Source organism: Paraburkholderia sp. SIMBA_054 (assembly GCF_046534875.1).
GTDB lineage: Bacteria > Pseudomonadota > Gammaproteobacteria > Burkholderiales > Burkholderiaceae > Paraburkholderia > Paraburkholderia hospita.
In genome coordinates this window covers 53,372-73,290 of the sequence record NZ_JAWRXV010000018.1, presented here as the reverse complement: position 1 = coordinate 73,290, position 19,919 = coordinate 53,372, and the positions used below count along the sequence as shown (strand labels likewise).

13 protein-coding genes are annotated in these 19,919 nt (G+C 61.8%); 8 read left to right on the top strand and 5 right to left on the bottom strand.

Going from position 1 to position 19,919, the window contains the following annotated elements:
* Positions 1-62: 62 nt before the first annotated feature.
* On the top strand, positions 63-1,268 hold the full coding sequence (locus SB822_RS22340) for a GAF domain-containing sensor histidine kinase (protein WP_079502190.1): 1,206 nt from the start codon (positions 63-65) through the stop codon (positions 1,266-1,268).
* Positions 1,269-1,561: 293 nt separating this feature from the next.
* Here the strand turns inward: SB822_RS22340 and SB822_RS22335 are convergent, their stop codons facing one another.
* The 3 genes from SB822_RS22335 to SB822_RS22325 form a co-directional block, all read right to left on the bottom strand.
* Positions 1,562-1,765, bottom strand: coding sequence for a cold-shock protein (locus SB822_RS22335; RefSeq protein ID WP_007581066.1), 204 nt, complete (start codon positions 1,763-1,765; stop codon positions 1,562-1,564).
* A gap of 395 nt (positions 1,766-2,160) precedes the next feature.
* On the bottom strand, positions 2,161-2,667 hold the full coding sequence (locus SB822_RS22330; protein ID WP_009771444.1) for a phasin family protein: 507 nt from the start codon (positions 2,665-2,667) through the stop codon (positions 2,161-2,163).
* Positions 2,668-3,705: 1,038 nt separating this feature from the next.
* Complete coding sequence (locus SB822_RS22325) at positions 3,706-3,837, bottom strand: helix-turn-helix domain-containing protein (protein WP_236674407.1); 132 nt, start codon at positions 3,835-3,837, stop codon at positions 3,706-3,708.
* A 358-nt stretch (positions 3,838-4,195) separates the two neighbouring features.
* On the opposite strand from SB822_RS22325, the gene SB822_RS22320 reads away from it, so the two are divergent.
* The 5 genes from SB822_RS22320 to SB822_RS22300 all read left to right on the top strand — a co-directional run bounded on the left by SB822_RS22320 (position 4,196) and on the right by SB822_RS22300 (position 10,794).
* Positions 4,196-4,930 carry an ABC transporter substrate-binding protein gene (locus tag SB822_RS22320; protein ID WP_410855679.1) on the top strand — a complete coding sequence of 245 codons (735 nt, stop codon included), beginning with the start codon at positions 4,196-4,198 and terminating at the stop codon, positions 4,928-4,930.
* A 257-nt stretch (positions 4,931-5,187) separates the two neighbouring features.
* Entirely contained in the window at positions 5,188-6,174 is a 987-nt protein-coding gene (locus SB822_RS22315; RefSeq protein WP_410855678.1) for an alpha/beta fold hydrolase, read from the top strand.
* Between the two features lie 143 nt (positions 6,175-6,317).
* A complete protein-coding gene (locus tag SB822_RS22310; protein WP_086915626.1) occupies positions 6,318-7,211 on the top strand; it encodes a LysR family transcriptional regulator in 894 nt (297 codons plus the stop codon).
* 95 nt (positions 7,212-7,306) lie between these two features.
* A complete protein-coding gene (locus tag SB822_RS22305) occupies positions 7,307-9,274 on the top strand; it encodes an aconitase family protein (protein ID WP_410855677.1) in 1,968 nt (655 codons plus the stop codon).
* A 77-nt stretch (positions 9,275-9,351) separates the two neighbouring features.
* Positions 9,352-10,794 carry an MFS transporter gene (locus tag SB822_RS22300; protein ID WP_007736322.1) on the top strand — a complete coding sequence of 481 codons (1,443 nt, stop codon included), beginning with the start codon at positions 9,352-9,354 and terminating at the stop codon, positions 10,792-10,794.
* Positions 10,795-10,849: 55 nt separating this feature from the next.
* On the opposite strand, the gene SB822_RS22295 is transcribed toward SB822_RS22300, so the two are convergent.
* Complete coding sequence (locus tag SB822_RS22295; protein WP_410855676.1) at positions 10,850-11,755, bottom strand: LysR family transcriptional regulator; 906 nt, start codon at positions 11,753-11,755, stop codon at positions 10,850-10,852.
* A 100-nt stretch (positions 11,756-11,855) separates the two neighbouring features.
* Between SB822_RS22295 and SB822_RS22290 the strand changes: the two genes are divergently transcribed.
* Both SB822_RS22290 and SB822_RS22285 read left to right on the top strand, forming a co-directional pair.
* A complete protein-coding gene (locus SB822_RS22290; protein ID WP_410855675.1) occupies positions 11,856-15,443 on the top strand; it encodes an indolepyruvate ferredoxin oxidoreductase family protein in 3,588 nt (1,195 codons plus the stop codon).
* Positions 15,444-16,114: 671 nt separating this feature from the next.
* A complete protein-coding gene (locus SB822_RS22285; protein WP_114223810.1) occupies positions 16,115-18,328 on the top strand; it encodes a TonB-dependent receptor in 2,214 nt (737 codons plus the stop codon).
* Here SB822_RS22285 and SB822_RS22280 read toward each other — a convergent pair.
* The gene (locus tag SB822_RS22280) at positions 18,280-19,914 is read right to left on the bottom strand and encodes a PepSY-associated TM helix domain-containing protein (RefSeq protein WP_410855674.1); all 1,635 of its coding nucleotides are present in this window, start codon (positions 19,912-19,914) and stop codon (positions 18,280-18,282) included. The genes SB822_RS22285 and SB822_RS22280 overlap by 49 nt on opposite strands.
* Positions 19,915-19,919 lie beyond the last annotated feature (5 nt).

Here is a 19,919-nt window from a genome sequence, read left to right as displayed (position 1 = left end):
CGCGTCAAGGCCCGACCGCGCAAGAAATGTTGCAAAATGGACCAAACCACGGGGTGGTATAGATGCCAAATTTACCGGCTTCACTCGATTCGCAAGAGTCGCTGGCCCGCGACCTTGGTACGGTAGCCCGGATCTCCGCCGTACCGTCCATTCTGCGGATGATTTGTGATGAGACGGGAATGGGATTCGCGGCAGTTGCGCGAGTCACTGACACCAGCTGGACCGCTTGCGCCGTGCAGGACAACGTCGGCTTCGGGTTGAAGCCCGGCGGCCAACTGGAACTCCAGACGACGCTGTGCTTTGAGTCTCGCGCAGCACGCGCGCCTATCATCATCGACAAGTTCAGTGAAGATGCGACCTACCGCGGTCACCACACCCCTGCAATCTACGGCCTCGAAAGCTACATCTCCGTTCCAATCATCTTGCCGAACGGTGAGTACTTCGGAAACCTCTGTGCAATTGACGCCCGGCCAGCGCAAGTCTCGGAGCCACGCATCGTCCGGATGTTTGAGGTCTTCGCTAATCTGATTGCGATGCAACTGGACAGCGAAAAGCGACAGTGGTCGACCGAAGCACAACTGCTGAGTGAAAGGGAAACGGCCGCGCTGAGAGAGCAGTTCATCGCCGTACTTGGCCATGACCTGCGAAACCCACTCGCAGCCGTGAATGCAACCGCCGAAATACTGAGCCGTCGTCACGCTGACCCAGACCTGACGAACATGGGGAAGCGCCTTAAAGCGACGGTGTTCCGGATGAGCCGGCTAATCGACGACGTGATGGATTTCGCGCGAATTCGACTCGGATCAGGGATGAGAGTCGCCATCACGCCTGTCGAAGACCTCACAGCGCACCTGCGCGCGGTCGTCGACGAGCTTCGCGCCGCAAATGAATCGCGCATTGTAACCAGCCATCTTGATGTTCAAGCAGTCGTCCGTTGCGACACTGGGCGCATCCAGCAGTTGCTATCCAACCTGCTAGCTAATGCTCTCACGCATGGGTCGACCGATGCGCCGGTTGTCGTGGAAGCGAGCAGTGACCAGACTCATCTGGTTCTCTCGGTCACCAACGATGGAGAGCCTATTGAGCCGCATTTATTGGCGAAGGTGTTCGAGCCATACTGGCGACCTCCGACAAGCGCACCTGGCGGCGGATTAGGCCTCGGTCTCTACATCTGCAAGCAAATTGTCGAAGCACACTGTGGCACGCTCGAGGTGGTTTCTACCGCCGACGCAGGCACCCGTTTTACGGCCCGTATCCCTCTAACGTGAAAAGACATCAGCTTCACTCCGATTGCCCCTGGGTGATCACGCCTCGGCCTTTGCAGGTTGTGTTTCGTCCGTCATGCAGGCTTCAGATGTTGAAGGGTTCGAAGGCCTCAGTGAACAAGCTGTGGAAATCCATGGCCATACCCTCAAGCATTGCGGTGAGCGTGTCATCACATGCGGGCGTGGGCAATCAAAAGGACGTGGCCCTTTCCGCATTCACGAACGGCACATAACTGCAAGAAGAACGGTCCGCCTCGGCGGACCGTTCTTCGCGCGACCGCGAAAGCGCTTAGGTATCAGATCGGTTGAATGTTGGCCGCCTGCTTGCCCTTCGGTCCTTGCTTGACCTCGAAGCTCACCTTTTGACCCTCCTGAAGAGACTTGAATCCCTCCGCCTTCACTTCCGAAAAATGAGCAAACAGATCTTCGCCGCCATCGTCTGGCGTAATGAAGCCAAAGCCCTTCGCATCGTTAAACCACTTCACAGTACCGGTTGCCATGATTGTTTCCAAAATTGAAATAGGCCGCGTTATGCAGACGCCATCGGCCGCGTCGTAGATGCGTTCAATGTCTTCAGACGATCGCGATTACGGACAAAGGAAACGTGCTGCGGATACTTGGCGCACGATGAGTCAACGGCGCGGGCGCAAGCCCGACGCTTCCTTATCAAGTCTTGAGATGATGCCGCGGCAACTGGGCGGTACAGTAGTCCGCTCAATATCGTATATGGCCAACAGAAGAATCGTTCAACTACTCCACGTACAGCGCGATAACCCGGACCCAATGGGAGTCCCGGTCTTCCGACCGAGACTCCGGCTTTCGACCCAGCATGCAACACCACTGCGCCAGCGCGCCAATATACGGAATATGTTCAGGCGGCAGGGCCGAGCTAGCGCTACGCCTGGCTGACAGCGGTCTCGACGGCCTTTTTGGTCGCCCTTGTGGCTGCTGCATACGCCGCATCAGCGGCCTGGCTCGCAGCGCCGAAACTCGACTTCCAGAAGGCCACAATCGTGTCGCCTCCCGGCAGTGCATTTTTCGACATGTTGTCGAACCAGGCTTTTGGTTCAAGTGAAGGTTGCTTGAGAACCAGTTTGGCCGCCTCCTCGAACTCGGCCTGAGTGCTCGAGACAATTTCGGTTACGTGCTTCCAATAGGCCTGCGCCTTTTGAACGCCAGTCTGAAGTTGGGTCGTTTGAACTGCGAAGGCTGCTTGCGGATCTTTGCCAATGCCGGGCTGGACAGCGATTTCCTGCACCTCGGCCAGAGTCGCTTTGACCGTCTGTGTATTGAGTTCAAGCAGCATTTCGAACCCGTGGAGAGCTTTGCTCGCAAGACCGAAGACTGTGTCGACGCTTGCTTTGGTGGCGCTAATCGTTTGTTCCGGTACAAGCGTGGTCATGGCTGACTCCAAAAATAGGGGCATGTCGCCCAATTCGCATGCTGCGTTGCAGCAATTCATGAGCCTATCTTAATGATAAATTCCGTGAAGTCAAACATATATTTAGCGGGTCTGCAGCACCAATCCCCATGGAAAGCTCGCCCCGTATGAATTGTCACGTGACCGGCCGTCAAACGAGTCCTTTCTCCGGAATTTCCGTGTCTGCGTTGCGTCGCAGCAATTTTCACCGGTTGTCTCGGCGGTTGACGATAGGTTGCTGACTTGCTCGAGCACGCTCCGCCCCCGATTTCCTCAAGCAGGCAGCAATCTATTCGGATGAATATGCTCGATGCTCGGACGAAGGGCTTGCCTTGCCTGAACGAATTCCTGGCCGGCCTCGCAGTTGTGCCCAAACCGAACCCCACACGCCCATCGATTTGATTCGTTGACGATTTCCAATCAAGAAATCACAAGAAAACAGCTACATGTGGGAAATTGTCGCGCAATACTCGACGTGCCCGCCTGGTCTCCTCGCGGGTTCTTCACCTTGGCCCGCTCTAACGGGCTTCCTTTTCTTCCAGTGTCGACGGCCTGTTTTCCACCAGGAGGCAGAAACTATGGACGACTGTACCGTTTGCGCCAGTCTCGAAGGGCGGCCTGCTGACATTGCACGCGCAGAAGGCATGAAGTTGATAGGCATCGGCCAATGTGAAGGCGTAACAGCTATTGAGCATTATCGCTGCGAGCATTGCGGTGCTGTCATGGCGCGCCAACTTTGCGGGTGCTCGTCTGAGAAAGTGTGGACAGTCCTTGCTTGACCATTGCCCCCCCGGACAGCAACATCAATCCCGGCAACAACGTCAGCGCGATAAATGCAGCGATGAATCCGTAACGCGTTAGCCTGTCTCTCTGGAGGGACCGAGTCATCAGCGATTAGCTTCGAGAACAAATGGGCTAAGCGTAGTCGATATGCAATCGGGCGTCCTTGCACAAAAATCGGATTCACTGGTATTTTTTCGATCCGATTACTGCGGCACGTAGCAACGCGAACGCTTGCGACTATTGCCGGGCCGCCGCGCGGAACTGGCTCGGTGCCTGCCCCACTTCTCTGCGGAAGAAGCGCGTAAAGTACGCGGCATCTGCGAAGCCAAGCCCGAAAGCAATCTGCTCCACCGACATGTTCCCAAAGATGAGATCGCGCTTCGCCTCGGTGATGATGCGTGCGTGGAATGGAGCCGTTGCGGATAGCCGATGTATGCGGATGCTCAGCGATGGCGATCTTGAGCGGGACTTTTCTGGTCAACATCCTCTCCTTGAGTGGTTCGTCGCCGGCGACGGGATCAGCGCCTGGCGTATCGTCTCGATGGATTCAGAATATTTGACCGGGCCTGCCGTGTCCCTACACAAAACGCAGATTCAATGGCACTTTTGTCGAGGCCGTGCGGGCGCCAGGTGATGTTCAGTGGGACTTTTATGCACCGACACAAAACCGGTTTATCCTTGCACCCTCAGGCCGCAGCACAAAAACGCGGTCGCCACGGGAGCATTCATGACTATCGATCAAACCGTCGTTGCCGCGTTCACGCCCACCGGCAAGGTGCGCGCGTCGATCAATCTCGGCAACCCGATCCTCGCTAACAAGAACGCTGAAACGGGCGAGCCGTTCGGCGTATCCGTCGATCTCGCGCGTGCGTTCGCCGACAAGCTCGGCGTCGCACTGGAACTGGTCGTGTTCGACGCAGCGGGCAAATCGGTTCAGGCGATCAGCGAGGAGCGCGCGGATTTTGGCTTCTTCGCCGTCGATCCGTTGCGCGGCGAGACGGTTGCGTTCACGGCGCCGTATGTGTTGATCGAAGGCTTCTATCTCGTGCGCGATGACTCGCCCGTGAAGACAAATGCCGATGTCGATCATGCGCACAACCGCGTCGCCGTCGGCAAGGGCAGCGCGTATGACCTGTTCCTGACGCGCGAACTGAAGGCCGCGGAGATCGTGCGCGCGCCGACTTCTCCGGCTGTCGTGCAGACGTTCCTCGAACAGAATCTCGAAGTCGCTGCGGGCGTGAAGCAGCAGCTCGAAGCCGATGCGAAGAAGGCCAGCGGGCTTCGGCTGCTCGACGAACGGTTCATGGTGATCCAGCAGGCAATGGGTACGCCGAAGAGCCGGGGGCAAGCGGCGGCGGCAGCGTTGCATGCGTTTGTCGAAGAGATGAAGGCTTCCGGGTTTGTCGCCGACGCGCTGGCGCGACATGGGATCGCGGGAGCGTCGGTCGCGCCGAAGGCCTAAAGGTTGCGCGCCCTGCGTGCGCTCCAGCCAGCTTTGCATAGAGACGGCCCGAGGCAGCCGTCACGTCCAGTCCTCCCTTCGCCGGCATTGCCGACATGTTCGATCCGATGCAACGAGTTCATCGGCAAACACGTACGTCAATTGGCCGGCACCTCCCTACTATCCATTCCAGTCGCCGCACTGTGTCGTTGACATCGTGCCGGCATTGCCATCCCGGCTTTCGCACATGTTCGCCCTTCAGAGCGACTGGAATCATCATGCGCAATACGTTTATCTCCGCCTTGCTCGCCGCGTCGATTGTTTTGACGGGCGCGGCGCATCACGCTCACGCTGCCACCAATGACGACTATCTGCCGATGACATCGGCGGCCATCTCGACCTCGACCGCAAAAATCGTCGACGGCAAGGTCGACGTGAACGGCGTGCGTTACCACTATCTGCTCGCGCGGGGCAAGCAAGAGGGCACGCCCGTCGTGCTGCTGCACGGCTGGGGCTCGACCTCGTACATGTGGCGCTACGTGATGCCGCAACTCGTCGCGCGCGGCTATACGGTGCTCGCGCCGGATCTACGCGGCCTCGGCGATACATCGAAGCCAGCGACGGGCTACGACAAGGCGAACGTCGCCGAAGACATTCGCGCGCTCGTCGCGAAGCTCAACCTCGGTCCGCAGGTCAACGTCGTTGGCCACGATATGGGCGGCATGGTCGCTTATGCGTATGCGGCCCAGCATCCTGACGAAGTGCGCACGCTCGCGATTCTCGACGTGCCGCTTCCCGGCATCGAGCCGTGGGATCAACTCGTGCAGACGCCGCGCACGTGGCACTTCCGCTTTTATTCGGTGCAGGATGTGCCCGAGATGCTGATCGCCGGACACGAACTCGAATACCTGAAGTGGTTCCACAACTCGGAAGCGGTGAACTCCCGCGCGTTCACGAACGAAGTCGAAGAAACCTATGCCCGCGAATACGCGATGCCGGGTGCACTGCGCGCGGGCTTCGAGTACTACCGCGCGTTTCCGCAAGACGTGAAGGCCAATCAGGCGTTTTCCGCGACGAAGCTGACGATGCCGGTGCTTGGCATCGGCGGTGCGGGGAGCTTCGGGCCGATCATCGGCGATCATTTGCGGCATGTCGCCACGAATGTCGAGGCGGTCAATGTGCAGGGGTCGGGTCATTGGGTCGCCGAAGAGCAACCTGCTGTCGTGACGGGCGCATTGCTCCGGTTTCTGCCGCCTGCGCGTTGAATGTCGAGGCGCATTGCCCTCACTCGTGGCATCACGCGCCCACCGGCCACGGGCGCAAAAAGGGCCGCTGTTAATATGGCCGCTGACGGACTGCCCCGATCAGTTCGCCCCACAAGCCAAGAACGTCGACAAGGTCCGGCAGCATGCGCATCGATCCGTACAGCCTGGAGCTGTTCATATCCGTCGTGCAGGAAGGCTCCATCGCTCGGGCGGCCAGCCGCAATCACATCGCCCCTTCAGCTTTGAGCAGACGCATTGCGGATCTCGAATCCGCAATGGGCCTTCCTTTGCTGATCCGCTCGCCTTCAGGCGTCGAGTTGACCGAGGCGGGCCGCCACGCATTCGCGCGCGCGGCATCCGTCCATGATCAGTTGCAGTCGCTCGCGCGCGAGGTTCAGTCGCTCAGCGGCCAGGTCGCCGGCGTCGTGCGTCTGTATGCGAACGCGTCCGCGATCGTCGGCTTTTTGCCCGAGCGTCTGAAAGCCTTTCAGGCCCGCTATCCGCTCGTACAGATCGCGTTGACCGAGCACATTAGCGATGAAGTGATTCGCGCGTGCGTGGACGACCGCGCAGATGTGGGCATCTCGGCGAGCAGCAAGATACCGGGAGGCTTGGATTCATGGCACTTCGCCGATGATCCGCTGATGGTCGTGCTCCCGCTCGATCATGAACTCGCCGCCCTCGATGCGCCGACATTCAGCGACGTCATCCGTTTTCCACTCGTCGCGTTGCAGGCGGGCGGCTCACTCGATCAGACTCTGAAGGAGCGTGCCGATGCCGTGCGGACGCCGCTCAACCTGTCCGTGACGGTCAACAGTTTCGATGCGCAATGCCGGATGGTCGAAGCGGGACTCGGCATCGGCATCGTCCCGACGAGCGCCGCGTCCGCTTTCGCCGGATCGCGCGGTTTCGTGCGCCGGCCGCTCGATGAAACGTGGGCGCGTAACCGCAGCCTGCGCGTTCACGCGCTCAAAAAATCGTCGCGCCTTAAAGCCGTGCAGGCGTTGATCGATTCACTCTCTCAGGCCGAGGGTTAACGAGGACATCGCGATTTGCGATGTCCCCTTTGCCGATCGAGCACTTCGTGGTCGAAGCCGTCGCCGTCTAGATTTCCCGTTGAAGGAGAAATCAGATGGCGAAACTGGATTTGACGGGCCGGATACTGTTTCTTTGCGACGATCCTGAACGGATCGAACGGCAACTCGACGGCTCCGATCTGACGCAGGCGTTGGCGGGAACGCTGAGAGACGACGTATCGACGGACGAGATCACGCCGATGAGCGTGCTCACCCGCTTCGACGAACGTCTGGGCCGGTTTCCTTACGTCGGGTTCCGCACGGGAGATCGTAATCCGATCGGCCCCGACGCGATCCGCGCGGGCGGCTTTTGCGTGACGGTCGCGGGCAATCGATACGGTAAAGGTTCGTCGCGCGAACACAGTCCGATCGCGGAATATCGCGCGGGCATCCGGCTCGTGATTGCGAAGAGCTTCGAACGGATTTATCGGCAGAACGCGGATAACCTTGGCCTGTTTACATCGACGGATTTCGGGCTGATCGAACGCATCCAGCGCGGCGAGCCGATCGAGATTGAAGAACTCGTTGCCTCGCGCGACAACCTGTCCGCGTCGATCCTCAGAAGCGGCGGCCTGTTGCGCTATGGCGCGCGGCATATGCGGCGCATCGAAATCGCCGTGTGCCCCGTAGATTCCATCGATACCGAACCCCGCACGCTTGCGCAAAAGATTCTGCAGCGCCACGCGCTTCGCACGGAAGGCACGGGCGATTCGCTCACGCCCGGCTCCGGCGTATTCGTGCGTGCCGACTGGCGCTTTATCCACGAGTACTACACGGGCATGGCAACGCATATGCTGCACGCGACGTTCGGCAAGCCATTGTCGCTGGATCAGCCCGAAACCATTCTCACGTTCGAAGACCATCTCTCCTATTCGCACAAGAGCGAACTGCACGTGAGAAACGGTCTGCTGCCCGATGTGCGCGAACTGTCGGAAGCACACCGGCAATTCGCTAAAGACTACGGGCTGACGAATCACGGCTACCTGAACGCCACGGGCGACACCATCAGCGAAGGCTCCGAAGGCATCTCGCACGCGATGATGGCGGAACGCTATGCGCTGCCAGGTCAGCTCATCGTCGGCACGGATTCGCACACGCCGCATAGCGGAGCGCTCGGCTGCGTGGCGTTCGGCGTCGGCACGACGGATATGGCGAACGCTTTCGTCACGGGCGCGGTGCGGATGACCGTGCCGCAATCGCTGCGCGTCGATTTCGAAGGCCCCGTCCCGGCCGGCGTGACGGCGAAGGATCTCGCGCTGCATTTGCTCGCCGACCCGAGAATCCGTGCCGGCGCGGGCGTGGGCAAGATATTCGAGTTCGCCGGCTCCGCGATCTCGCAGCTGACGACCGACGAACGCGCGACCCTCACGAACATGACGGCGGAACTCGGCGGCTTCACCGGCATCGTCGCGCCCGACGAAGAAACCGTCCGCTTTCTCAAGGAACGGCGCGGCATCGACTTCGTGATCGAGCCGTGGATGCGCAGCGATCCGGACGCAGTCTACGCCGACGTGATCGCGATCGACTGCACGCAGATTTCGCCGATGCTCGCCGCACCCGGCGACCCCGGCAACGGCATTGCGCTGCGCGATCTTGCCCAACGTCCACGCGTCGAGATTGCGTATGGCGGTTCGTGTACAGCGGGAAAGCGCGAGGACTTCGACCACTATCACGCGGTGCTGGCATGGGCTGCGGCGCGCGGCATGCGCGTGCCATCCGATGTGAAGCTCTATCTGCAGTTCGGCACATCCGACGTCAGGGACTATTGCGTGCGGCGCGGCTATATCGACGCGTTCGAGCAGGTCGGCGCCATCCTGCTGCAACCGTCGTGCGGCGCATGCGCGAACTGCGGGCCGGGTTCGTCGACGGATGCGAGCCAGGTGACGATCAGCGCGATCAACCGCAATTTCCCCGGCCGCTCCGGGCCCGGTCAGGTATGGCTTGCCAGTCCGCCGACCGTGGTGGCGAGCGCGCTTGCGGGCCGGATCGCTTCATTCGCCGAGTTGCAGGAGCAGTACGCGTGAAGCGCCGTGCGATCGACTACGGATAGCGGGCAGTGCTCGATCCGAGAAACATTCAAACTACGAGACAGGAGACAGACATGGCCATTCTGGAGGGCGCCTCGGATCTACGCGCCACTGACCTTCCAACGCGCGTCGAGACAGCGTCGGCGGCCGCTACGGGCGCGATTTCGGCGCGCCTCGACAGGCTTCCCGCGACGCGCGCAGTCTGGAAGCTGATCCTGCTGCTGAGCCTTGGTTTCTTCTTCGAGCTCTACGATCTTCTCTTCACCGGCTACATCGCGCCCGGTCTCGTCAAGAGCGGCATCCTCACGCCCACCACCACAGGTCTGTTCGGCACGTCAGGCGTCGCGAGCTTCATCGCTGCGCTCTTCAGCGGACTGTTCGTCGGCACGATCGCATGCGGCTTTCTCGCCGACCGTTTCGGCCGACGCGCGATCTTCACGTGGTCTTTACTGTGGTACGTCGCTGCGAACACGGTGATGGCCTTCCAGGATACGGCCACCGGTTTGAACTTGTGGCGCTTCATCTCGGGCATGGGAATTGGCGTCGAGCTGATTACCATCGGCACCTACATGTCCGAACTCGCGCCGAAGCATCTGCGCGGCAGGGCATTCGCAATCTGTCAGACGATCGGCTTCTCGGCCGTGCCTGTCGTCGCGTTTCTTTCCTGGCTGCTCGTGCCCAGGGCGCCATTTGGCGTGGACGGGTGGCGATGGGTCGTGCTGCTCGGCGGCATCAGCGCGCTGTTCGTCTGGTACTTCAGGCGCAATCTTCCGGAAAGTCCGCGCTGGCTGGCGGGCAAAGGGCGGCTTCGCGAAGCCGACGAAGTCCTCGCCCGTCTCGAAGAAAAAGTCGCGCAGCAGCACGGGCAGCCGTTGCCCGAGCCAGGCCCCGCCGACCCGGTGCCGCGCAAGGCCGGATTCGCCGATATGTGGAAACCGCCGTATCGCAAGCGCACCGTGATGCTGATCATCTTCCACATCTTCCAGACAGTCGGCTTCTTTGGCTTCGCGAACTGGGTGCCGACGCTGCTCGTCAAGCAAGGCATCACGGTAACGTCCAGCTTGCTGTACACGACCGTCATCGGCCTGGCTGCGCCGCTTGGGCCGTTGCTCGGCTACTGGATTGCCGACCGCTTCGAACGCAAGCATGTGATCGTCTGCATGGCCGCGCTCAATATCGTGGCCGGCCTGCTCTTCAGCCAGGCGGCATCGGCCGTCGCCATCGTGATACTGGGCGTGCTTCTGACGCTAGCGGGCAACATCATCTCGTTCACCTATCACGCGTATCAGCAGGAACTCTATCCGACGGCGATTCGCGCGCGGGCAGTGGGCTTCGTCTATTCGTGGAGCCGTCTGTCGGCGGTGTTCAGTTCGTTCGTGATCGCGTTCACGCTGAAGGATTTCGGTGTCACGGGCGTATTCGTTTTCATTGCGGGCGCGATGACGCTCGTGATCTTCGTGATCGGTCTGATGGGCCCGCGAACGCTCGGCAAATCGCTCGAGAGCATTTCACACTGACCGTGTCTCGCGTGTGCCGGCGGCCTGCATGGCGGGCCGCCGCGCGCGGCATCCTTCACGTGCCGCACGCGTGAATCAGAAACTGCTGTAGCGCCGTCGCCGGCCCGCTCAACTGCGCGCCCTTGGCCCAGATCATGCCCGCATCCATTTGCGGCACCACGTCCGTGATGGGGCGCGCGTCGATACGCTTGCCTTCCAGCGACCACGGACGGAACACCATATCCGACAGCACCGTCACGCCGAAACCATGCGCGACCAGTCCGCGCAGCGCTTCCATCGAACTGGTGCGAAACGCGACGTTCGGTGTAATCCCCTTCTTCTTCCAGTAGCGCAGCGTCGACTGCTCGCCCTCGTCCACCGTGATCAGGATGTACGGATGCGCCGCGATGTCCTTTAGCGACGGCGCGTCCACTTGCGCCAGCGGATGTGACGGCGCGAGCCACAGTTGCCGCCGCGAGCGGATCAGCACCTGGCTGCCGAACCGGCTGAGCTTTTCGACATTCGACAGCAGCACGACGCCGATCTCGACCTCGCCATCCAGCACCGCGCGTTCGATGTCCGCCCGCTCCATGTCGCGCAAATCGAACTCGATGAACGGATACGTCGCCCGGAAACGCGCCAGCAGTTCGGGCAGGAAATAGCCCAGCACCGTATAAGAAGCGGCGATGCGCACCGTTCCGCGCATATCGTGCGAGCGAAACGGCGGTTTGTGCACGGCATCGCGCGCGGCGTCGAGCACGCGTCGCGCGTGGTTGTAGAAATCCTGGCCGTCCGGCGTGAGCGTGACGCCCTGCGGCAACCGCTCGAACAGCCGTGTGCCGAGACCGCTTTCCAGCGCGAGCACCGCGTTGGTGATCGCCGATTGCGATACGTGCTCGTTGGCCCCCGCCATCGAGAACTGGCCGGTTTGGGCCGCCGCCACGAAGTAACGCAGCTGCCGGAGTGTGAGATCGAACGCCATCTGATTTTCGAATACCAGAATTGTCTATTTGTGATTTTACGATAGCAATTCGGCTTTTTATACTCGCGAAAAATCACGATTCCCCGGAGACAGCCCTGCCATGAATGCGCCCGATCTAGCCGTCGCATCCGACCTAGCGACCGAAACGCCCGACACGCCCGTCACGCTTGAAGACAAGTACACGCTCGAAAAAGGCCGTGTGTATATCAGCGGCACGCAGGCGCTGGTGCGTCTTCCGATGCTGCAAAAAGCACGCGACCGTAAGGCCGGGCTCAACACGGCTGGCTTCATTTCCGGCTATCGCGGCTCGCCGCTGGGCGCGCTCGATCAGTCGCTGTGGAAAGCAAAAAAGCATCTGCAGGACAACGACATCGTCTTCCAGCCCGGCGTCAACGAAGATCTGGCCGCGACGTCCGTCTGGGGCACGCAGCAGATCAACCTGTGGCCAGGCGCGACGCGCGACGGCGTATTCGGCATGTGGTACGGCAAAGGCCCCGGCGTCGACCGGACGGGCGACGTGTTCAAGCACGCGAACTCCGCCGGTAGCGACGCGCGCGGCGGCGTGCTCGTGCTGGCGGGCGACGATCACGCGGCGAAGTCGTCGTCGGTCGCGCATCAGTCGGAGCACGCGTTCATCGCGGCGGGGATTCCCGTGCTGTATCCGGCGAACGTGCAGGAATATCTCGACTACGGGCTGCACGGCTGGGCGATGAGCCGCTACTCGGGTCTATGGGTCGCGATGAAGTGCGTGACGGACGTGATCGAATCCACGGCGTCGATCGATCTCGATCCGGACCGTGTCGAAATCGTCACGCCGACCGACTACGCGATGCCTGAAGGCGGCCTCAACATCCGTTGGCCCGACGCGCCGCTCGCGCAGGAAGCGCGGCTGCTCGACGAGAAATGGTATGCGGCGCTCGCCTATATCCGCGCGAACAAGCTGAACCGCGTCGTGATCGATTCGCCGACGCCGCGCTTCGGCATCATCACGGCGGGTAAGGCCTATCTCGACGTGCGCCAGGCGCTCAGCGACCTGGGCCTCGATGAAGACACATGCGCTCAAATTGGCTTGCGTGTGCTGAAAGTCGGCTGCGTGTGGCCGCTCGACGCGCAGGATGCACGTTCATTCGCAACGGGCCTGGAAGAAATTCTCGTCGTCGAAGAAAAGCGCCAGATTCTCGAATACGCGCTGAAAGAAGAGCTATACAACTGGCGCGAGGACGTGCGGCCAAAGATCTACGGCAAGTTCGACGAGCGCGACAACGAAGGCGGCGAATGGTCAGTACCACGCGGCGACTGGCTGCTGCCCGCGCATTACGAGCTGTCGCCCGCGCTGATCGCGAAGGCCGTTGCACGGCGCCTCTCGCGCGCCGATTTGCCCGACGACGTGCGGGCGCGGATGCTCGCGCGCGTCGCGATCATCGAAGCGAAAGAGCGCGAAGCGGCGAAGCCGCGTGTATCGGTCGAACGCAAGCCGTGGTTCTGCTCGGGCTGCCCGCACAACACGTCGACTAACGTGCCTGAGGGCTCTCGCGCGCTTGCGGGCATCGGCTGTCACTACATGTCGATGTGGATGGACCGCAAGACGGAAACCTTCAGCCAGATGGGTGGCGAAGGCGTCGCGTGGATCGGCCAGATGCATTTCTCCGGCGATAAGCATGTCTTCGTCAATCTCGGCGATGGCACGTACTTCCATTCGGGTCTGCTTGCGGTTCGCGCGGCCATCGCGGCAAACGCGAACATCACCTACAAGATTCTCTACAACGATGCCGTCGCGATGACGGGCGGCCAGCCCGTCGACGGCGTGCTGACCGTGCCGCAGATCGCGCATCAGGTCCACGCCGAAGGCGCGAAGCGCATCGTCATCGTCACCGACGAGCCGCAGAAGTATCACTCGGGCATCGTGTTGCCTGCGGGCGTCGATGTTCATCATCGCGATCAACTCGATTCCGTGCAGCGCGCACTGCGCGATATGCCCGGCACGACCGTGCTGATCTACGACCAGACTTGCGCGACCGAGAAACGGCGGCGGCGCAAACGCGGCGCGTATCCCGATCCCGCGCGCCGTGCGTTCATCAACGATGCGGTATGCGAAGGCTGCGGCGATTGCTCGGTGCAATCGAACTGCCTGTCCGTCGAGCCGCTCGATACGCCGCTCGGCACGAAGCGCAAGATCAACCAGTCGTCGTGCAACAAGGACTTTTCGTGCGTGAAGGGCTTTTGTCCGAGCTTCGTCACGGCTGAAGGCGCGCAGCTTCGCAAGCCTCAGGCCGCGCGCGGCAGCGGCGCAGTTAATGGCGAGTTCGACACGCTGCCGGTGCCGTCGCTACCGGCGCTCGCCAGGCCGTACGGCATTCTCGTGACGGGCGTCGGCGGCACGGGTGTCGTGACGATTGGCGGACTGATTGGCATGGCCGCACATATCGAACGCAAGGGCGTCACCGTGCTCGACATGGCCGGCCTCGCGCAAAAAGGCGGCGCCGTGCTCAGCCACGTGCAGGTCGCGTCCTCGCCCGACGCGTTGCACGCGACGCGCATTGCGACGGGCGAAGCGCGGCTGGTGATCGGTTGCGACGCGATCGTGTCGGCGTCGAACGATGTGCTGTCGCGCACGCAACACGGCGTGACGGTTGCCGCGATCAACAGCGGCGCGACGCCGACGGCCGAATTCGTCAAGAACCCGAAGTGGACTTTCCCGGGCACGCAGACGGAAGCGGGACTACGCGACAGCATCGGCGAAGGATGCGCCTTCATCGACGCCAACGCGCTCGCGCTGAAGCTGCTCGGCGACACGATCTATAGCAATCCGTTGCTGCTTGGGTTTGCGTGGCAGAAAGGCTGGCTGCCGCTACAACTGTCGAGCCTCGTGCGCGCGATCGAGCTCATTGGCGTATCGGTCGAGAAGAATCGGCAGGCGTTCAACTGGGGACGCTATATCGCGCATCATGGCGAGGCGGCTGTGAAGGCGCTGCTCAAGCCGGCTGTCGCGCCGCAGGCGATCGTCATGCAGATGCCTGAATCGCTCGACAAGCTGATCGCATCGCGTGAAGCGCTGTTGACGGCGTATCAGAACGCAGCGTATGCGCAGCGCTATCGCGATGTGATCGACCGTATCCGCGTGAAGGAAACGCAGATCGCAGGCAACTCGAAACTGCCGCTCACGCGCGCGGTGGCGACGGGCCTCGCGAAGTTGATGGCCTACAAGGACGAATACGAAGTCGCTCGCCTTTACGCGGATCCTGCTTATCTGGACAAACTGCGTCAACAGTTCGAGGGCGAACCTGGCCGCGATTACAAGCTGAGCTTCCATCTCGCGCCGCCGTTGCTCGCGAAGCGCGACGAACGTGGGAATTTGCAGAAGAAAAGCTTCGGTCCGTGGATGCTGCCCGTCTTCCGTGCGCTCACGCGCATGAAGGGACTGCGCGGCACCGCGCTGGATGTATTCGGCAAAACAGCCGAGCGGCGCGGCGAGCGGCAACTGATTGCGGAGTACGTCGCGCTGGCCGACGAGTTTTGCGCAACGCTCGATCTTGAACGCCTTCCCGTGGCGCTCCAGCTCGCCGGCCTGCCGGACGATATCCGCGGCTTCGGTCATGTGAAGGAACGCAATTTCCAGGCAGCGGCGAAAAAGAAGGAGCGGTTGCTCAGTGACTATCGGACGCCGGAGCGGTTGACCGCGAGCGCGTAACATCGATTGGATGGAGGCCGAACCGGGGCTTGCGGCAAACGCTGGCCCCGGTGCTTCGCCCGATACGCGCTTCGAGGTGCAACATGCTCGGGTTCTTCATACGCCGAAGAAGGGACGCACGCGCAGGGATGATGTGCCTGCTGGCTTGCCTTGTCGCCGGTTGTTCGACAGTCGATCAACCGCAAGCCGGTCAGACAGAGACGGCGCAGTGCCGCGTACCCGGCCACTTTTGCCAGACGTTCTTTGGCCCGTGACTGAAAGCCAACGCGCCGTGCGCATACCGAGGGGACAAAAAGAAAAGCCCACCAAGTGGTGGGCTGAATCCATATCAGGAGGAGACATGGAGGAGACAGAGATCAGTATAAACCCCTATTCGTGTAATGCAAGCGTTTGTATCGCCGCAGCAACGTTCATTTTCCCCGCCGCCCCCGCCAAGCCCGCCCGCGTGTAGCCTGCGCGCGACACCGCACCTCCCGCCTGTTGCACTAGCGCAACGCTTTCCATTCCTTCCCGTTGCGTTTATTGAAAACGCATATACGAATCATTCTTATTTGAATAAAATCGCATCACCCGCCTGCATCCGTCGTTCCGACGACCGCTTCGCGCCCAACCAAAAGTAGTCGACGCCCGCCGTCACCCCAAAAAACAGTTTTACTCAGGGATTGGCCATCATGCCTACCACCAATTCTTCGCGTCCGCGCGTTCGGCCGCTGCATGCTGCTGTCCGCCATCTGTTCGCCTATGCAGCGTTGCCGCTGACGATGGGCATCGCCGTCACCGCCCACGCACAGTCGTCTGACGCGCCTTCGAACGGCGCCGCCGGCACCACGCTCCCCGCCGTCAAGGTGCAAGGCCAGGCGGAAGCCCTGCCCGGCGATTTCGCGCCGACCTATTCGGGCGGCCAGATTGCGCGCGGCGGCCAGTTCGGCGTGCTCGGCAACCAGAAGAACATCGACGTGCCGTTCAGCATGACGAGCTACACGTCGAAGGCGATTCAGGATTCGCAGGCGCAGAGCATCGGCGATCTGCTGTCGCACGATCCCGCCGTGCGTCCGGCCTACGGCTTCGGCAACTTCTCGGAAGTATTCGTGATCCGCGGCTTCCAGCTGAACGGCGACGACGTGTCGCTGAACGGCCTGTACGGCATCACGCCGCGCCAGCTCGTTTCCGTCGATGTGCTCGAGCGCGTCGACGTGTTCAAGGGCGCCAATGCATTCCTGAACGGCGCATCGCCGACGGGCTCCGCGATCGGCGGCGGCATCAATCTCGAACTCAAACGCGCCGACGACAAGCCGCTCACGCAAGTGACCGTCGATGGCACGGCTTCGGGCCAGATCGGCACGCAGGTCGACGTGGGTCGCCGCTTCGGCAGTGAAGGCCAGTTCGGTATTCGTGTGAACGGTTCGATCGACGGCGGCCAGACCAGCATCGACGACGAATTCCGCCACAACCAGACAACAGCCGTTTCGCTCGACTGGCGCGGCGAGAAGCTGCGTCTGTACGGCGACTTCCTGTATCAGCGCAAGAATATCGACCAGGGCCGCTCGACCATTTCGGTGACGGGCGACATCATGCCCGAACCGCCGTCGGCAACGCACAACTTCGCGCAGCCGTGGACGCAGAGCACGCTTGAAGACACGGTCGGCATCCTGCGCGCCGAATACGACTTCCTGCCGGGCTGGACGGCCTACGCGAGCGGCGGCGTGCATCGCTCGCACGAAGACGGTACGTATTCGTCGCCGACTTTCAACGCGCTCACGGGCACGACGGCCACGCGCGGCGACATCCTGCGCACGACCAACGCGGAATCGGCGGAAGTCGGCGTGCGCGGCCGCTTCGCGACGGGTCCTGTCACGCATATGGTGTCGCTGGGTGCGGCGATTACGAGCCTCGTCGACCGCGAAGCGTTCGCCTTCAGCAGCTCATTCCCGACCAGCCTGTATGGTGGCGGCATCGTGCCCGAGCCGGCGGCGAACGGCTTCGTCGCAGGCAGCTTCGAAGAGCCGAGCCTCGCGGACCAGATCCTGACGCGCAGCATTGCCGTATCGGATACGCTCGGCTTCTTTAACGACCGCGTGCTGTTCACGATCGGCGCGCGTCACCAGCAGCTGCATCAGAACAACTACACGGTCGGCACCGACCAGATCACCAGCACCTTCGACCAGTCGATCAACACGCCGATCTTCGGTCTCGTCGTCAAGCCGACCAGCGAGATCTCGCTGTTCGCGAACCGCGCCGAGTCGCTCGCGGCGGGCCAGACGGCGCCGTTCGGCGCGAGCAACGTCGGCCAGACGCTTTCGCCGCGCCGCTCGAAGCAATATGAAGTCGGCGCGAAGTACGACACGAATCATTTCGGCGGCGAGCTGTCGCTGTTCCAGATCGAGCAGCCGACGGCCTATACGGACAGCACGACCAACGTGTTCGGCACAAACGGCACGCAGCGTAATCGCGGGATCGAATTTTCGGTGTATGGCGAGCCGGTCAAGGGCGTGCGCCTGCTGGCGGGCGCGACGCTGCTCAACGCGAAGCAGCTCGACACGAACCTCGGCGCGACGGACGGCTATCGCCCGATCGGTGTGCCGGCGTATCTGTTCAACATCGGCGGCGAATACGATTTGCCGTGGGTGCCGGGCCTGACGTTCACGGCCGCATGGGTCCACACGGGCAACCAGTATCTGGATGCGGCGAACAAGCTGTCGATTCCAGCGTGGGACACCTTCGATCTCGGCGCGCGCTACACGACGACCGTCTTCAAACACACGACGACGCTCCGCGCGACCGTCCAGAATGTGACCAACAAGTCGTACTGGTCATCGACGACGGGCGCTTACCTGACTCAGGGCAAGCCGCGCACGTTGCTGATGTCGTTGACCACGGACTTCTGACGCGAGCGGTCGAACCAGACGCTGTCGGTGCGCCCCATCGATACGCGTCTGGCCGTCGCGCGCCACATCCACGCATAGCAGGCAGCGCCGAGCGCCGCGACGATATCGACGGCCAGCGAGCCGTCGCTACTGCCCGCCCACCAGTTCGTCGACGGAAACAGCCAGCCCGCGACGCTCGTCAACGGCAGCGCAGCCGTGGCAATCACCGCGCACAGCAGCAGTTCGACAGCCGCGCGCGGCGCGCCGCGCAAGAACGCCCACGCGACGCACGCCAAAAACACCGTGTAGTAGATCGTCGCGTGCCACGCGTGCATATCCGCGACATGGCCGCTCAGCCACTTCGCTGCGACGAGGCTCAAAGCTATGCCATTGATGCAGCCGAGCGCCACACCCACCGTCAACGAAGCGAGAAAGCTCGCCGAACGACGCTGCGCGATGCTCTGGTTCTCCGCGCGCTGCGTCTTGCGCCGGCTTTCGATCCACAGCAGATTGCCCGAATAGAAGAGAAACGCGCCAGCGAGTCCGAGCACGAAGTAGCCCCATTGAATCGGCGCGCCGCCATAGCTGCCGAAATGCAGCGCGTAAATCGCGCTCGTGGCGGCGGCCCAGTTGTCGCCGTTGCCATCGCCGGGCAGGAACTTGTGGTTCACGAACTCGCCGCTGACGGGGTCCATCAACGCGAAGCCGCCGCTGCGCGCGAGGTAATGCGGGTCTTCGCCGCGCACGAAGACAGTCGCGCCAGGCTGTCCCGCGCGCCGCCATGTCAGCTCTTCCGGCTCGAAACCGGGCGCCTGTGCGCGCACCTTGTCGAGCAAAGTCGTGGGCGCGAGCAGTTTCGTCGCGTCCTGTTCGGGCTTCGCGGGCGCCTTGCCGAAGAACGGATTCTGTGCGACGAGCATCGGTTGCAGCTTGCCGTCGTAGATCAGCTTGTCTTGCGCACTGTAGATGTAGTCGTGCAACCCGAAGCCCACAACCGACAGCGCCATCACCAGATGAAACGGCAAGCTCAGAATGCCGACCACGTTGTGCGCATCGAGCCACATCCGCTTCAGGTTCTTGCCGATACGCAACACGAACAGGTCTTTGATCAGTGTCGGAAGCAGCACGATCACGCCCGACACCAGCGCCAGCCCGTACAGCAGCGAGACCACGCCCATCACGCCCATGCCGACGTCGAAGCCTCCCGGCACGCCCGCCGTCATGTGCAGCACGTTGACGAACTGCGCGACATCGGACGGATGCGTCGTGTCGATATGCAACTGGCCGTTCGCATCGAACGTGGCCGTCGCGCGCTGCGAGCGGCCGTGCGTGGGCCACGTCAACCACGCGTGATCGCGGTCGTGAAAACGCAGCGACAAATACTTGCGCGCATCGGGCTGCGTCGCAAGCACCTGCCCGATCAGCTTTGGCGAATCTTCGACGCGAATCAGTTGATGCACGCTGGCGGGCGGCGTGGCCCAGTCGATCAGCTGATCCTTGAACATCGTGATCGCGCCCGCGTAGAAGCAGATGAACAGCGCGAGACCGCAGATCACGCCGGTCCACGTATGCACGGTCTTGTAGACGCGTAGGAGATCGGTGCGCATGAGGG

What these genes read in the sequence shown, in the direction of transcription:
- SB822_RS22295 (WP_410855676.1), bottom strand. Translation starts at nt 11,755, where the DNA reads ATGGCGTTCGATCTCACACTCCGGCAGCTGCGTTACTTCGTGGCGGCG.
- SB822_RS22290 (WP_410855675.1), top strand. Translation starts at nt 11,856, where the DNA reads ATGAATGCGCCCGATCTAGCCGTCGCATCCGACCTAGCGACCGAAACG.
- SB822_RS22280 (WP_410855674.1), bottom strand. Translation starts at nt 19,914, where the DNA reads ATGCGCACCGATCTCCTACGCGTCTACAAGACCGTGCATACGTGGACC.
- SB822_RS22340 (WP_079502190.1), top strand. Translation starts at nt 63, where the DNA reads ATGCCAAATTTACCGGCTTCACTCGATTCGCAAGAGTCGCTGGCCCGC.
- SB822_RS22305 (WP_410855677.1), top strand. Translation starts at nt 7,307, where the DNA reads ATGGCGAAACTGGATTTGACGGGCCGGATACTGTTTCTTTGCGACGAT.
- SB822_RS22320 (WP_410855679.1), top strand. Translation starts at nt 4,196, where the DNA reads ATGACTATCGATCAAACCGTCGTTGCCGCGTTCACGCCCACCGGCAAG.
- SB822_RS22315 (WP_410855678.1), top strand. Translation starts at nt 5,188, where the DNA reads ATGCGCAATACGTTTATCTCCGCCTTGCTCGCCGCGTCGATTGTTTTG.
- SB822_RS22285 (WP_114223810.1), top strand. Translation starts at nt 16,115, where the DNA reads ATGCCTACCACCAATTCTTCGCGTCCGCGCGTTCGGCCGCTGCATGCT.
- SB822_RS22300 (WP_007736322.1), top strand. Translation starts at nt 9,352, where the DNA reads ATGGCCATTCTGGAGGGCGCCTCGGATCTACGCGCCACTGACCTTCCA.
- SB822_RS22330 (WP_009771444.1), bottom strand. Translation starts at nt 2,667, where the DNA reads ATGACCACGCTTGTACCGGAACAAACGATTAGCGCCACCAAAGCAAGC.
- SB822_RS22310 (WP_086915626.1), top strand. Translation starts at nt 6,318, where the DNA reads ATGCGCATCGATCCGTACAGCCTGGAGCTGTTCATATCCGTCGTGCAG.
- SB822_RS22335 (WP_007581066.1), bottom strand. Translation starts at nt 1,765, where the DNA reads ATGGCAACCGGTACTGTGAAGTGGTTTAACGATGCGAAGGGCTTTGGC.